Genomic DNA, 14,789 nt, shown 5'->3' with positions numbered 1-14,789 from the left:
CTAAAACTCAAACTGATAGAGCAAATCGAGAGCCTGGTCTACGCCAGACACCGCTTCCATATATAGCTTAGGCATCAGGCGATAACGCAGGGTAAGCGTCGCCAAAGAGTCGAAGATGCCGACGCCGTATTTTACCTGAAGACCCGGCAGCACATAGCCGCTGACCACCACCTGGGAGGAGTCGCCTACCCCCTGGGTATCCAGCGCCAAATTGCTTACGCCAAACGTCTCGCCGATTTTACCCACAACCTGACCACTTTGTGCAACCCCCATTCCAATAAGCATTGAGGTCATCGCCGCACTATCGCTCTGTTCGCTGCCTAAACCCTGGCCGCGCAGCAGATATGAAAGCGCTTCCTGCTGGGACATTGCCGGGTCGGAGAAGATCTCGGCCTTCGGCTGATCGGCAGAACCGGTGACGCGAACGCCGGCGATCACGTCGTCTTCTGTGGCTTCCGGGTTACGAATCGCTTCGATATTAAGCAGCGGCTGATCCGGCGGCCCGGAGAACAGCAGCTCGCCTTTACGCACGATCAGGTCCTGACCGTAAGCGTGGAAACGGCCTTCCGGAATATTAATCTGGCCGTTGAGCCCCAGCCCCTGCTTATCCTGCGCCACTTTCAGATCGCCGGTCAGACGCGCTTTCAGGCCGAAAGCGTCCAGACGCACGTTGTTGCCGACGTGAATCGTCAGGTTGCTGTTGATCGGAATACCGGCGCTCTGCGGCTTGATCGGTTTCAGATCTTTATCCAGCATCACTTCATCGGAAGAGACGCCCACCGCGCTCTCCGGCACCTCGTTCACCACAATACGCGCCCACGGTACGTCAACGCGGCCATCGAGGTTAAACAGGCTTGGCGTAGCGGTAAACACCACATCCGGAGAAACATCCAGGCGGACCATCGGCGGCACGGTAATGCGCACCCGGCTGCCCTTCGCCGCAATCTGCGCGCGCCAGTTATCGATTTGCGTCCAGTCGGCGTTGCCGCTCAGCGCAATCTGTCCCTGTTTGGTATTCACCGTCCCCTGCAGGGTCGAGCGAGTCCCGTTGAAGTTCATCGCCAGCTGGCTCGGCTGCATATCAAACGGCATAAAGTTGCCGTCGATATCGACGCCGCTCAACTGCATCTGGCCAAACAGCTGCGGGCTCTGCAAGTTGCCGCCCAGACGCAGACGGGCATTAAGCTTGCCTTCCGCTTTCTCGCCGCGAGCGAAGATCGGGTTAATCATCGCCAGCGAGAAGTTGCTGATGTTGACGTTGCCGCCAAGGTTACGCCGCCCCTGCGGGTCGGTCACTTCCACCTGGCCATCAAGCTGGCCGTTATTGGTCAGGCGTATCAGCCAGCCCAACTGCGCCCGGTTGTTATGCAGGTCGGCGCTGAGGTTAAGCGTATCGAACGCCACCGGCAGCGGCGCGTCGTTGACCGTCTGGGTAACTTTGACGTTGCGCCCGCTGAGGGTGACTTTGCCCTGAGGCAGTCCCTCTTTGGTGGTGTCCCAACTGACATCGGCGTTACCGCTAAACACGCCGCTTGCCTGGGTCGCGTCCGGCATAAACGGCTTCAGCATCGCCAGATCGAAACGGTTGAGATTGACCACCGCGCGCCCGCTGGCGCCGGCATCAATGGTTTGCGGTACGCACAGCTCGGCGTTCGGGTTGCTCCAGCAGTGCGGCCCGATGCTGATTTTCTGCTCCTGATTACGATAATCCAGCGCGATGTTGCGCGTCAGCGCTACCGGCCCGACCGGTGTCTGGAAACGGGTATTACTCAGGGTGCCCTTCCAGCGCTCCTCTTTACGATCGAAGCTGCCCGCCAGCGTCAGCTGGCCCGACACCGGCTCACCCTGTACGCGCAGCTGTAAATCATGCTGCTTCTCGGTACCTTTGGCATTCAGCTGCACCAGGCTGATGTTGACGCCCGGCTGGCTGATGCGATCGACGCGTACATCAAGATTACCGCCAATCTGATCGCTGGACTTCACGTCGCCTTTGACGTTGACCTGGGCTACCGTCAGTTCCTGCCAGCGTAAGGCGCGAGCGGTGATATCCGCCAGCAGCTGCGGCGCGTCGATGGTGCCGCGCACCTTCAGCAGACCTTTCGCCGTGCCGCCAAGCCCCGGCAGCGCGTTGTCGAGATGCGGCGCGTCGATGGTGGCGTCAAGGTTGAGGTCTTTCACTCCCAGCTCGCCTTTTACGTCGGCGCTGTTTGGGCCAAGCGCCAGATGCAGTCCCGGCACTTTCCACTGCATATAGCTGTTACCCTGCAGCGAACCGTGGACATCCACTTTATTCTGTTTCACGTTGCCGGTAATTTTCAGCTCGGGAACCGCCATCTGCCAGCTGCTGCCATACAGGCTACCCTGGGTTTTGATAATCCCGTTCAGCTTCGACGGCCAGTCCGGCACCTCTTTGGCGGTATTAATGCCATCGAGCGTCAATTCACCGCGCCAGCTGATCGCCTGCTGCCAGTCGAGCAACGCTTTCAGTTCGGTTTTCCCCTCCAGCGCCGCCACGGTCAGCTTATCGATATTTACCTGCTGTTCGTTGCCTTTAGCATTAAGGGTAATTTTAGCCGGCGGCAGCGACTGCCCTTTGACCGCGGTACTGAACGCCATGGTGTAGTCGGTCATTTTGCCGCTGAATTTCAGCTGCAGATCATCCGCCTGGAACTGTTTCTCGCCGGTAAACGGCCAGTACAGCTGTTTACTTTTCACTTCCATATTCAGCGGCAGACCGGCTTCCGCCAGCTGCGCTTCGGCGCGCAGGGTCATGGCCACCGAGCCGGCTAAATCCACGCCGACCTGCAGTTTTTTACGCAGCTCGCCGCCTACTTTCAGCTTCACCTTCTCGCCTTTCAGCGGGTCGATGTTCAGCGTGCTGTCGAGGGTGATATCAACCGGCCAGTTATCCTGCAGTTGCGCGGTGCCGGAAGCGGTAACCTTGCCCTGGTCGGAATCGACGTCCAGCGCATCGAGCTTCATCTGCCCGTCGATGCTGCTGACCTTCAGCAGCAGGCTGTAGACGGTCATATCGGTGTCGCCAGTCAGGCGCAGCTGTTCGCCGCGGAACTCCTGAATATTAAGATTCAGCGGCAGATGCACATCGACCATTTCCGGCAGCACCGGCTGCGAGAACAGATCTTTCATCGTCTCGCCGAGCGGTTTCTCTTCCGGTTTCGGATGGTCAATTTTCGGCTCCACCACCTGCTCCTGCGCCACTTTCGCCACCTTCGGCAGGGCGATGAGCAAGCCCTGGAGCGAAGTCGGCGTCAGGGTCAGGTTTTTCTCCTGCCAGTTCAGGCCGGTGGAGAAATCGCGCAGCGAAACGGCGGTGTCGTCGATTTTGACATTGACGTTATGCAGCGCCACGCGGCTGAGGGTAATAGGATATGGCGTCGACAGGTTCAGCGGGCCGGAATCTTCTTCCTCTACCGGCGTCGAAGGCGGCATCTTTTTGGTATCGATAGCGACGTAGATATCGCGCAGCGAGATATCATTAACGCACAGGCTGCTATCCCACAGACAGCGCAACTTGACGCCGAGATGGAACTGGCCGGCCGTCACCGCCACGCCCGGCTGTTCGAAGCGTACGTTCTGTAAGGTCAGGTCGCGCCAGCCGCCGGTGACCTTGCCAATCTCCAGTCCCGGCACCCAGCGGTCCGCCGCTTTCAGTACCAGATGCAAACCGGTAGTGGTGCCGACTAAAAAGCCGACCGCGCCAATCAGCAGCACTAAAAAGAGTAATACGCCGAGGCTTATCTTCTTCCATAAACTCATAATTCAGGCCCCAGACCGATGTAAAACTGTAAACCGTGTTCTTCTTTGTCGCCGATGGGTCGGGCGATATCCAGCTTGATCGGCCCAACCGGCGACTGCCAGCGCACGCCGACGCCCGCGCCGGTTTTAAAATCGCTTTTACGGATATCGCTCACCGCTTCGCCGCTGTCGATAAACGCCGCGCCCCACCATTTCCCGGTGACGTTGTATTGATACTCCAGCGAACCTGTCGCCAGCTTTGACGCACCGATCAGCTTGCCGTCGTCATCTTTCGGCGAGATCGACTTGTATTTATAACCACGAATGCTGCGGTCGCCACCGGCGAAGAAACGCAGATCCGGCGGGACTTTGCTGAAGTCATCGGCTTCAATCCAGCCGAGGTTGCCGCGCACCACGAAGCGGTGGCGGTCATAGAGGGTGCGGATCCACACGTCCTGCGCCTGCATGACGATAAAGTTAATGTCCGAGCCCCACATGGTGTTGGAGTAGTCCACCGAATAGCGCTGGGAATCGCCCCAGGTCGGCATCAGCCCGCCGCGGGAGCGGGTGCGGTTCACCGAGACGCCGGGATAAAGCAGCATGGTGGTATTGGTGACGTTGGCCTGGGTAAAGTGGTCCAGACTCCAGCGCAGGTTAATCGCGCGCTGCCAGCCGCTCGACATCTCCCAATAGCGCGACAGCGCCAGGGTGGTGGAGTCGGCCTTGGTATCGTTAAGGTCGGTACGCTTAAAACCGCCCTGCATCAGGTAATACTGCTCAAGCGGGCTTTTTAGCAGCGGGACTTTGTAGCTAAAATCGAGTTGCTGTTCCGGCGCGGAGAGGCTGACGCTGGAGGTCAGGCTGTGGCCGTAGGAGTTCATCCACGGCTTTTTCCACGTTGCTTTCACTCGCGGTCCGACGTCTGTCGAATAACCGATCCCGGTTTCCACGGTGTTCTCTTTGCGTGGCGAAACGACGCCCTGCAGAGGCAGCACCTTGGTTTTACGTGATTTATCAAACTGCGGCGCGACGACCACCGAGTTAAACCAGCCGGTCGCCGCCAGGCGGCGGTTCAGCTCCGCCAAATCCTGTGAGGTGTAATAATCACCCTGTTTAAAGGGCACCAGGTTTTGCAGGTACTCTTCGCGGATCTGCGAACCGGTAAAACTTACCGGGCCAAAGCGGTAACGCTCGCCGCTGTTGTAATCGATGTCCCAGAAAGCCTGATGGCGATCGAGCGATACGCCAAGCTGGCTTTTATTGAACTCGCTATCGAAATAGCCTTTGCGCAGCGCCACCTTGGTGAGCGAGCTCTTGAAGCCGTCATAGTCGCTGTGATTGAGCACCGTGCCAATTGCCGGACGCGTTTTCAGCAGATCCAGGTAATCGTGGTCGGTGCGCGCGCCGCCGCGCAGGATCACCTCGGTACCGCCAATGCGCACCGGCTCGCCGGGAGTTACTTTGGCAATCAGTACCTGGCGCCCTTTCTTGGGCGGCGGACGTAGATCGAAATCGATGGTGGGTTCATAGTAACCCAGCGCTTTCAGCCCCTCGCGGATGGCGTCATCGACGCGCGCGCGAAAACGACGGTCCGGCGTGACTTCATCGCTCTGGATCGTGGATAGTTGGGCGCGGACGTTTTTTTCCAGTTCCCCGGATAACCCCTCAACCTGCAAACGCACATTCGCTGCGCTGGCGACCCCGCTGACCAGCAAAAGGCTGGTAACGCATATCTGGCGGATTTGTTGCACGTGTTCTCCTGAATATCCTTGTTTCCCCCCGAAGGAAACGCAAGTGCCGCTCCACGGCTTAACAAAACCCTAACAACTAAGGGTTGAAAAAGTGACGGTAACCCAAATAATTCTTATGTTTAAATTTAGACGTATTGAGCGTGTTTATTGTCTAAAAAGATACGCGACGTTACAACCTTAACCACAAATTGCGAGGCCAACCGTGAGTCTATTTGATAAAACGCATCTTGTCGCCCAGGCGGATGCGCTGCCGGGGCGCAACACGCCGATGCCGGTAGCAACGCTCCACGCCGTTAACGGCCACTCAATGACCAACGTTCCTGAAGGAATGGAGGTAGCGCTGTTCGCGATGGGCTGCTTCTGGGGCGTCGAGCGTCTGTTCTGGCAATTGCCGGGGGTCTACAGCACCGCGGCGGGCTATACCGGCGGTTACACGCCAAACCCGACCTATCGTGAAGTGTGCAGCGGCGAGACCGGGCACGCGGAAGCGGTGCGCGTGGTATATGACCCGCAGGTCATCAGCTATGAGCAGCTGCTGCAGGTTTTCTGGGAGAATCACGACCCGGCGCAAGGGATGCAGCAGGGTAACGACCACGGCACGCAGTACCGTTCGGCTATCTACCCGCTGACGCCGGAGCAGCTTGAAGCGGCGCAGGCCAGCCTGGCGCGCTTCCAGAAGGCGATGCGCGACGCCAACGATACCCGCGAGATCACCACCGAGATCGCCACGGCAAAACCGTTCTACTACGCCGAGGACGATCATCAGCAGTACCTGCACAAAAACCCGTACGGCTACTGCGGTATCGGCGGGATTGGCGTTTGCCTCCCCCCGCAGGCGTAATCCTGAAGAATAAGGCCGCTGGCGCGAATAATTATCGCTCTGGTGGCTTTACAGACATTTACGCTATACTACGCTGTGTCATAGCCGGTCCAGCGCCTTCGGACCGGTTTTTTATGTATTCCACATTAAAAGAGTTATCCACTTCCCTTCCGAGGATCTGGCCTCAACGGTCAGAAAAGATATGTTAAACAGTATTTTAGTAATACTTTTCCTTATTGCCGTCAGTGCGTTTTTTTCGATCTCTGAAATCTCACTGGCCGCATCGCGTAAAATCAAACTCAAATTGCTGGCTGATGAAGGCAATGTGAACGCGCAGCGCGTTCTCAAAATGCAGGAAAACCCCGGCACCTTCTTCACCGTCGTGCAGATCGGCCTCAACGCCGTGGCCATTCTGGGTGGTATCGTCGGCGACGCCGCCTTTTCCCCTGCTTTCCACAGCGTGCTGAGCCGCTACATGTCGCCGGAGCTTTCCGAGCAGCTGAGCTTTATTTTCTCCTTCACCCTGGTCACCAGCTTGTTCATCCTGTTTGCTGACCTGACGCCGAAACGCATCGGTATGATTGCGCCAGAAGCCGTGGCTTTGCGCATCATCAACCCGATGCGCTTCTGTTTACTGGTCTTCCGCCCGCTGGTGTGGCTGTTTAACGGCATGGCGAACAACATCTTCCGTCTGTTTAAAATCCCGATGGTGCGTAAAGACGACATCACCTCCGATGATATCTACGCGGTGGTGGAGGCCGGAGCGCTGGCCGGGGTGCTGCGTAAACAAGAACACGAATTAATTGAAAACGTCTTTGAGCTGGAATCCCGTACCGTTCCCTCTTCAATGACGCCGCGCGAAAACGTGATCTGGTTCGATCTGCACGAAGACGAGCAGAGCCTGAAGAATAAAGTGGCGGAGCATCCGCACTCCAAGTTCCTGGTGTGTAACGAAGATATCGATCACATCATCGGCTACGTCGATTCCAAAGACCTGCTGAACCGCGTGCTGGCAAACCAGAGCCTGGTGTTAACCGGCGGCGTGCAGATCCGCAATACGCTGATCGTGCCGGATACCCTGACGCTCTCTGAAGCGCTGGAAAGCTTTAAAACCGCCGGCGAAGACTTCGCGGTGATCATGAACGAATACGCGCTGGTGGTAGGGATCATCACCCTCAACGACGTCATGACCACCCTGATGGGCGACCTGGTCGGCCAGGGGCTGGAAGAACAAATTGTCGCCCGCGATGAGAACTCATGGCTGATTGACGGCGGTACGCCAATCGATGACGTAATGCGCGTGCTCGATATCGATGAGTTCCCGCAGTCCGATAATTACGAGACTATCGGCGGCTTTATGATGTTTATGCTGCGCAAGATCCCGAAACGCACCGATGCGGTGAAGTTCTCCGGCTACAAGTTTGAAGTGGTGGATATCGATAACTACCGTATCGACCAGCTGCTGGTCACCCGTATCGATAACAAACCAACGGTGCTGGTACCGAAACTGCCTGATGTCGAAGACGCGGCGAAAAAAGAGAAAGGTGCGGCGTAAGCGGCCCTGAAAACATCAACGGCTCCCATCGGGAGCCGTTTTTTTTCGTGCCGTCATACCACGTTATGCGGTCTCTGTTTGCAGACGCATAACCTGACGATTGACCTCGGACATCACTGAGAAGTGCAGCTTGTCCTTAACCTTCGGGATAAGGATTTTGCCCTTATCAAATTCAAAAGCGCCAACGTCCTTGATGTACAACCGTCCACGAAACAGGATCTTCACGTACTTCGCCACTTGCAGCGGATTGTAGCGTTGGAAAATTTTCATTGTTGTCTCCTGCCAGGGTTACGCTCCTGCGGTGCCACAGTTAGCCCGCGTATCGGGAGCGCAAATTTTAATGCCCTAAAACTATAGTCCAGATTTCCGAAGTCACCCAGTCTGTAGAAGTTTTTTTACCCTTTGATGACAATAATTCAGAATTTTCGTTTCAGGCATACGTAGTTGTTAGTATAAGTTTCCGTTTTTTATTGAATGTGTGCGTTGGCACGCAAACTGGCATCACGCTTGCGGGTAATGGCGACAATTCGCACTTATCATTAAACAAGACCAAGTGGTCGGATCACCTGCATATAAAAAAGGATATCTCATGACCCTACGTAAGTTGCTGGCGGTTTCCGCCCTCCTGTTGCCATTAATGGCTTCGGCACATAATTTTGTCGACGGTCAACGCGTCGCGCCGGTAGGCATCGCCGACCGCGGAGAACTGGTACTGAGTAACGATAAGTTTAGCTACAAAAACTGGAATAGCTCGCAGCTGGCGGGAAAAGTGCGCGTCATCCAGCATATTGCCGGGCGCACCTCGGCAAAAGAGAAAAATGCCAATCTGATTGAGGCGATTAAGGCGGCTGGCCTGCCGCACGACCGCTACCAGACCACCACCATCGTCAATACCGATGACGCGATCCCCGGTTCCGGAATGTTCGTGCGCAGCAGCATTGAGAGCAATAAACAGCTCTATCCGTGGTCGCAGTTTATCGTCGACAGCAACGGTCTCGCACGCAAAGCCTGGCAGCTCGATGAAGGCAGTTCGGCGATTGTGGTGTTAGACAAAGACGGACGCGTTCAGTGGGCAAAAGACGGCGCGCTGACCCAGCAAGAGGTACAGCAGGTCGTCGACCTGCTGCATAAGCTGCTTAATAAATAGAGACGCGGAAGCCGGGGTTGAGGAAGGATTCACGCGGCGTGTAGTCGAGGGTTTTACCCTGCCAGTCGTGAACGTGCGCCCCGGCGGCTACCGCGACCGCATGACCAGCGGCGGTGTCCCAGGTGCTGGTCGGCCCGAAGCGCGGATAGAGCTGCGCCTGACCTTCCGCCACCAGGCAGAACTTCAGCGACGAACCGATTGAGGTGGTCTGGTGCTCGCCCAGTTGCTCCAGATACTCCTGCAGCTCCGGGTCATTACCGTGGGAGCGGCTAATCACCACCAGCGGCGGGCGAGCATCGCGAACCTGAATCTGCTTGCGCACGCCGCACTCTTCTTTCCACGCCTTGCCATTTTGCGCGCTGTACATCACTTTCATCACCGGCGCGTACACCACGCCCAGCGTCGGTTTGCCGTTTTCAATCAGCGCGATATTGACGGTGAATTCGCCGTTGCGCTTGATAAATTCTTTGGTGCCGTCCAGCGGATCCACCAGCCAGTAGCGCTGCCAGTGCTGCCGCACTTCCCACGCCGGCGGATCCTCTTCCGACAGGATGGGGATTGCTGCATCCAGCGCCTGCAGGCCGCTGACAATGACTTTATGCGCGGCGATATCCGCCGCGGTAACGGGAGAATCATCCTTTTTGCTGCTCACATCCATCGGCTGGTTCCCATCGTAGACATCCATGATGGCATCGCCCGCGGTCCGTGCAAGCTGACATACTTGTTCTAACATTCTCCACCTCTTCTGGTTACAGTGGCGTTAACTCGTTGTTTTATTTATATCGCATCATCACCAGTTCCGCTATCTGTGATAACACTAGCGGTTTCCATTCACGCTTTTCTGGCAGAATTCACAATTCTGTAAGCAACAGAATGTAAATACATTCTCTTTTGTGCCATTGCTCATAAAAAAGGACGCCTCTGATGATTAAGTTTAGCGCAACGCTGCTGGCCACGCTGGTGGCGGCCAGCGTCAACGCGGCGACGGTCGACCTGCGGATCATGGAAACCACCGATCTGCACAGCAATATGATGGATTTCGATTACTACAAAGATGCCGCGACGGAAAAATTCGGCCTGGTCAGAACCGCCAGCCTGATTGAAAAAGCCCGCGCGGAAGCGAAAAACAGCGTGCTGGTGGATAACGGCGATGTTATTCAGGGTAGCCCACTGGGCGACTATATGGCGGCAAAAGGACTCAAAGAGGGGGATGTGCACCCGGTTTATAAGGCGATGAACACCCTGAATTACGCCGTCGGCAACCTGGGCAACCATGAATTCAACTACGGTCTCGACTTCCTGCACAAGGCGCTGGCCGGAGCGAAATTCCCCTACGTTAACGCCAACATTATCGATCTCAAAACCGGCAAACCAATGTTTACGCCCTACCTGATTCAGGATACCCAGGTTCAGGATAGCGATGGTCAATCCCATACACTGCGCATCGGCTATATCGGTTTTGTGCCGCCGCAGATCATGACCTGGGATAAAGCCAACCTCAACGGCAAGGTGAAGGTCAACGACATCACTGAAACCGCGCGTAAGTACGTGCCGGAGATGCGCGCGAAAGGCGCTGATGTGGTGGTCGTGGTTGCGCATTCCGGCCTCTCCGCCGACCCCTATCAGGCGATGGCGGAAAACTCGGTCTACTACTTAAGCCAGGTGCCGGGCGTTGACGCCATTATGTTCGGCCACGCCCACGCGGTGTTCCCCGGTGAAGACTTCGCCAGTATTAAAGGCGCGGATATCGCCAAAGGTACGCTAAACGGTATTCCGGCGGTGATGCCGGGAATGTGGGGCGATCATCTCGGGGTGGTCGATTTGGTGCTGAATAACGACAGCGGCAAATGGCAAGTAACGCAGGCCAAAGCCGAAGCGCGGCCTATTTACGACCCGGTGGCGAAAAAGTCGCTGGCGGCGGAAGATAGTAAAATGGTGGCGGTGCTGAAAGCCGATCACGACGCTACTCGCGAATTCGTCAGCAAACCTATCGGCAAGTCCGCCGACAACATGTACAGCTACCTGGCGCTGGTGCAGGACGACCCAACGGTGCAGGTGGTCAACATGGCGCAAAAGGCCTATGTCGAACACTACATCCAGGGCGATCCGGATCTGGCGAAGCTGCCGGTGCTTTCCGCCGCCGCGCCGTTTAAAGTCGGCGGACGTAAAAACGATCCGGCAAGCTTTGTCGAAGTGGAAAAAGGCCAGCTCACCTTCCGTAACGCCGCCGACCTCTATCTCTACCCGAACACGCTGGTGGTGATGAAGGTAAGCGGTAAAGAGGTCAAGGAGTGGCTCGAATGCTCCGCCGGGCAGTTTAATCAGATTGACACCGCCAGCAGCAAACCACAGTCGCTGATTAACTGGGACGGGTTCCGCACCTATAACTTCGACGTGATTGACGGCGTAAACTATCAGATCGACGTGAGTCAACCGGCGCGCTACGACGGCGAGTGCCAGATGATTCACCCGCAGTCAGAGCGCATCAAAGACCTGACCTTTAACGGTAAGCCTATCGATCCGCAGGCCACCTTCCTGGTCGCCACCAATAACTATCGCGCCTACGGCGGCAAATTCGCCGGTACCGGCGACAGCCATATCGCTTTTGCCTCCCCGGACGAAAACCGTTCGGTGCTGGCGGCGTGGATTGGCGCGCAGTCGAAGAAAGATGGCGCGATCCATCCGGCGGCGGATAACAACTGGCGGCTGGCGCCGATCCACAGCAAAACGCCGCTGGATATTCGCTTTGAGACCTCGCCAGGCGACAAAGCCGCGGCGTTTATCAAAGAGAAAGCGCAGTATCCGATGCGGCAGGTAGCGACCGATGATATCGGCTTCGCTATTTATCAGCTGGATTTGAGTCAGTAATGCCTGTTCCCCGGTGGCGCGGCGCTTACCGGGGCTACAAAGCGAAGCTGGCTGGTAGCCCGGATAAGGCGCAAGCCGCTATCCGGGTATAGCCCGTACGGCCTGCCGTTAATTTATTCACCATGCTGGCTGAAACTGCCGGTGTTGGTGGCCTCAAAATCGCTGAGACGTTCCCGGAAGGCCGGGGCAGCCCGCATGGATGCGGGCTGAGGGCCGTGATTTGCAGGGACGCTGCCTCGGCCCGACCCGGAGCCTGCCGGGATAAGTCGAAGGCACCACGAAGTGGCGATTTTGGCGGCCAGAGCCCGGGAGTACAGAGGGCGGCGGCGACTGGCCGCCCTCTGTGCGCTCCCCGCGCCATGAGAAACATAACGCAGGAGACAGTTCGGGAGCGCAATGTGCTCTGAATGAATACAAAACAACGGTTTTTCCCGGACCAAAACAGTTGCAAACCGATAACACCTGGTACCCCGGTGGCGCTGTGCTTACCAGGGCTACAAAGCGGAGCTGACTGGTAGCCCGGATAAGGCGCCAGCCGCTATCCGGGTACAGCTCCCCGGTGACGCTGCGCTTACCGGGGCTACAAAGCGAAGCTGGCTGGTAGCCCGGGATACATTTTCACTCCCCGTGGTTAGCCAGCACCGCGGGGAGATTCAGCTCGATCCAGTCCGCCAGCGCCGCCACCTTCTCGCTCACCTGCAGGCCGAGCGGCGTCAGGCTATATTCAACATGCGGCGGCACCACCGGATATGAAACACGGTCGATAAAGCCATCCTGTTCCAGCGCCTGTAAGGACTGCGCCAGCATTTTTTCACTGACGCCGCCCATTTTGCGTCGCAGATCGCTAAAGCGGTGGGTTCCCTCGCGTAGCGCCACCAGAATCAACACGCCCCAGCGGCTGGTCACGTGTTTTAGCACATCACGCGACGGGCACTGTTCAGCAAACAGATTCCCGTTGCGCAGTTTGTCGCTCAGCGTCGGTTCGGCCATTTTATACTTACCTTTTTGTACGTACTTACTAAAAGTTAGTTAAGGTGTTAGCTTACCACAACTGCCAATGAACACGAAGGAGAAGACCTATGATCGCGATTACCGGCGCTACCGGCCAGCTTGGCCAGCACGTACTGCATGATCTGTTAAAAACCGTTCCCGCCAGCCAGATTGTGGCGATTGTCCGCAACCCGGCAAAGGCGCAAGCGCTCAGCCAGCAGGGCGTCGTCGTGCGCCAGGCCGAGTACGGCGATGAAGCCGCGCTTACCGCCGCGCTGCAAGGGGTTGATAAACTGTTATTAATCTCTTCAAGCGAAGTCGGCCAGCGCGCCGTTCAGCACCGTAACGTCATTAACGCCGCTAAAGCCGCTGGGGTGAAATTTATCGCCTATACCAGCCTGCTGCATGCCGATACCTCACCGCTGGGCCTGGCCGGTGAACATATCGAAACCGAACAAATGCTGGCTGATTCCGGCATTCCTTACGCGCTGCTGCGCAACGGCTGGTATACCGAAAACTATCTGGCCAGCGCGCCGCCGGCGCTGGAACACGGCGTGTTTATCGGCGCCGCCGGCGAGGGTAAAATCGCCTCCGCCACCCGTGCCGATTATGCCGCCGCCGCCGCCCACGTTATCGCCGGTGAGGGCCATGCCGGGAAAGTTTACGAACTGGCGGGAGATAACGCCTGGACCCTGAGCGAACTGGCAGCCGAGCTGAGCAAGCAAAGCGGGAAAAATGTGGTTTATCAAAACCTCAGCGAAGCCGATTTCGCCGCCGCGCTGAAAAACGTCGGCCTGCCGGCCGGGCTTGCCGATATGCTGGCGGATTCCGATACCGGCGCGTCGAAAGGCGGACTATTTGACGACAGCCGCACCCTGAGCAAACTGATTGGCCGCCCGACCACGTCGTTTGCCGATAGCGTGAAAGGCATCATCTAATCGCTCCCTGTCAGTTTTTGCGGTTGCTTCCCGGCGCTTCATCTCTAATATTGAAGGGATGAATCGTCGGGAGACACGGCATGCAGGGCGTACCACCACAATTTAGCGATGAAAAAGACCACGCGCGCTTTCGCCATCTCGAACAACTCCCCGGCGTTGAGCTCTATCACGCCCATATTTCCCGCTATGCCTTTGAACCGCATACCCACGAAGCCTTCGGCATCGGCGTGATTGAACAAGGCGCCGAACGCTTTCGCTATCGCGGTAGTCAGCACGTCGCCTCAGCCAATTCCATCGTCACCATGAATCCGGATGAGCTCCATACCGGCGAGGCGGAAACCGCCGAAGGCTGGCGCTACCGGATGATTTATCTGGAGCCGGATCGGCTGGAGGCCTTCACCGGCGTTCGCCACTGGTGGTTCAGCGAGGTCGTGCGCCAGGAGCCGCAGCGCGCCCGGCAAATCGGCCAACTGATTTACGGCCTGTGGCACGCAGACGATCCGCTGGCGCAGCAGGGGATACTGCTCGACCTGGTTGATACCTTCCGCCCGCTGGCTCACCATTCGCCAATGGCGCCGGAAGCGGCGCATCGCTTCGATCGGGTACGCGACTACCTGCACGATAACTATATGCGTGCCGTCAGCCTTGATGAACTGGCGCAGGTCGCGGCGCTCAGCCCCTATCACTTCCAGCGCCAGTTTAAAGCCCACTTTCACGTTACCCCGCACCAGATGCTGATGGCGATTCGCCTGTGGCGCGCCAAGGCGTTTTTGACCCACGGCATGCCCGCCGCCGAAGTGGCCATCGCCGCCGGGTTAACCGACCAATCGCACTTAACCCGCGCCTTCACCCGCCGCTACGGCATTACGCCGGTGCGTTATCAAAAGCAGGTCGCCGGGCGCTAAAGCGCAATCTCATACAATATTCTTTCCCCCACACCCTTCTACACTTGGCGCAAGCAAAC

At 57.2% G+C, this 14,789-nt stretch carries 11 protein-coding genes; 6 read left to right on the top strand and 5 right to left on the bottom strand.

The features are described from left to right. Positions 1-3,777: an autotransporter assembly complex protein TamB gene (tamB, locus tag PGR23_RS14685; RefSeq protein WP_047078405.1), complete on the bottom strand. Its 3,777-nt coding sequence runs from the start codon at positions 3,775-3,777 to the stop codon at positions 1-3. Next, entirely contained in the window at positions 3,774-5,507 is a 1,734-nt protein-coding gene (gene tamA / locus PGR23_RS14680; protein ID WP_045396922.1) for an autotransporter assembly complex protein TamA, read from the bottom strand. Before tamA ends, tamB begins: the two co-directional genes overlap by 4 nt. Positions 5,508-5,709: 202 nt before the next feature. Between tamA and msrA the strand changes: the two genes are divergently transcribed. Both msrA and PGR23_RS14670 read left to right on the top strand, forming a co-directional pair. Continuing rightward, the gene (gene msrA / locus PGR23_RS14675) at positions 5,710-6,348 is read left to right on the top strand and encodes a peptide-methionine (S)-S-oxide reductase MsrA (RefSeq protein ID WP_045396918.1); all 639 of its coding nucleotides are present in this window, start codon (positions 5,710-5,712) and stop codon (positions 6,346-6,348) included. A gap of 181 nt (positions 6,349-6,529) precedes the next feature. Further along, a complete protein-coding gene (locus tag PGR23_RS14670; protein WP_045411099.1) occupies positions 6,530-7,882 on the top strand; it encodes a hemolysin family protein in 1,353 nt (450 codons plus the stop codon). 63 nt (positions 7,883-7,945) lie between these two features. Here the strand turns inward: PGR23_RS14670 and PGR23_RS14665 are convergent, their stop codons facing one another. Further along, positions 7,946-8,152, bottom strand: a complete 207-nt coding sequence (locus tag PGR23_RS14665) for a DUF1107 domain-containing protein (RefSeq protein WP_015368594.1) — start codon at positions 8,150-8,152, stop codon at positions 7,946-7,948. A gap of 319 nt (positions 8,153-8,471) precedes the next feature. Between PGR23_RS14665 and PGR23_RS14660 the strand changes: the two genes are divergently transcribed. After that, positions 8,472-9,029, top strand: a complete 558-nt coding sequence (locus PGR23_RS14660) for a YtfJ family protein (RefSeq protein ID WP_045396912.1) — start codon at positions 8,472-8,474, stop codon at positions 9,027-9,029. On the opposite strand, the gene cysQ is transcribed toward PGR23_RS14660, so the two are convergent. Further along, positions 9,019-9,762 (bottom strand): 3'(2'),5'-bisphosphate nucleotidase CysQ, encoded by a 744-nt coding sequence (gene cysQ, locus PGR23_RS14655; protein ID WP_015704189.1) that lies wholly within the window; start codon positions 9,760-9,762, stop codon positions 9,019-9,021. The two genes, PGR23_RS14660 and cysQ, sit on opposite strands and share 11 nt — an antisense overlap. Before the next feature lie 191 nt (positions 9,763-9,953). Here cysQ and PGR23_RS14650 point away from each other — a divergent pair, with 191 nt between their 5' ends. Then, entirely contained in the window at positions 9,954-11,897 is a 1,944-nt protein-coding gene (locus PGR23_RS14650) for a bifunctional 2',3'-cyclic-nucleotide 2'-phosphodiesterase/3'-nucleotidase (RefSeq protein ID WP_396280000.1), read from the top strand. Positions 11,898-12,515: 618 nt separating this feature from the next. Here the strand turns inward: PGR23_RS14650 and PGR23_RS14645 are convergent. After that, the gene (locus tag PGR23_RS14645; RefSeq protein ID WP_015704186.1) at positions 12,516-12,887 is read right to left on the bottom strand and encodes a winged helix-turn-helix transcriptional regulator; all 372 of its coding nucleotides are present in this window, start codon (positions 12,885-12,887) and stop codon (positions 12,516-12,518) included. An 89-nt stretch (positions 12,888-12,976) separates the two neighbouring features. Between PGR23_RS14645 and PGR23_RS14640 the strand changes: the two genes are divergently transcribed. After that, positions 12,977-13,825 carry an SDR family oxidoreductase gene (locus PGR23_RS14640; protein WP_396280001.1) on the top strand — a complete coding sequence of 283 codons (849 nt, stop codon included), beginning with the start codon at positions 12,977-12,979 and terminating at the stop codon, positions 13,823-13,825. 80 nt (positions 13,826-13,905) lie between these two features. Then, positions 13,906-14,730 carry an AraC family transcriptional regulator gene (locus PGR23_RS14635; RefSeq protein ID WP_032709687.1) on the top strand — a complete coding sequence of 275 codons (825 nt, stop codon included), beginning with the start codon at positions 13,906-13,908 and terminating at the stop codon, positions 14,728-14,730. Positions 14,731-14,789: the final 59 nt, after the last annotated feature.

The sequence above is a fragment of the Klebsiella sp. 141162 genome, assembly GCF_050600755.1.
GTDB classification, from domain to species: Bacteria; Pseudomonadota; Gammaproteobacteria; order Enterobacterales; family Enterobacteriaceae; genus Klebsiella; species Klebsiella aerogenes.
This window is presented reverse-complemented; position numbering and strand designations above follow the sequence as displayed.

Bases quoted from the DNA above. Each gene is read 5' to 3' on its own strand.
- tamB (WP_047078405.1), bottom strand. From the start codon at position 3,777: ATGAGTTTATGGAAGAAGATAAGCCTCGGCGTATTACTCTTTTTAGTG.
- PGR23_RS14670 (WP_045411099.1), top strand. From the start codon at position 6,530: ATGTTAAACAGTATTTTAGTAATACTTTTCCTTATTGCCGTCAGTGCG.
- PGR23_RS14665 (WP_015368594.1), bottom strand. From the start codon at position 8,152: ATGAAAATTTTCCAACGCTACAATCCGCTGCAAGTGGCGAAGTACGTG.
- PGR23_RS14660 (WP_045396912.1), top strand. From the start codon at position 8,472: ATGACCCTACGTAAGTTGCTGGCGGTTTCCGCCCTCCTGTTGCCATTA.
- cysQ (WP_015704189.1), bottom strand. From the start codon at position 9,762: ATGTTAGAACAAGTATGTCAGCTTGCACGGACCGCGGGCGATGCCATC.
- PGR23_RS14650 (WP_396280000.1), top strand. From the start codon at position 9,954: ATGATTAAGTTTAGCGCAACGCTGCTGGCCACGCTGGTGGCGGCCAGC.
- PGR23_RS14645 (WP_015704186.1), bottom strand. From the start codon at position 12,887: ATGGCCGAACCGACGCTGAGCGACAAACTGCGCAACGGGAATCTGTTT.
- PGR23_RS14640 (WP_396280001.1), top strand. From the start codon at position 12,977: ATGATCGCGATTACCGGCGCTACCGGCCAGCTTGGCCAGCACGTACTG.
- PGR23_RS14635 (WP_032709687.1), top strand. From the start codon at position 13,906: ATGCAGGGCGTACCACCACAATTTAGCGATGAAAAAGACCACGCGCGC.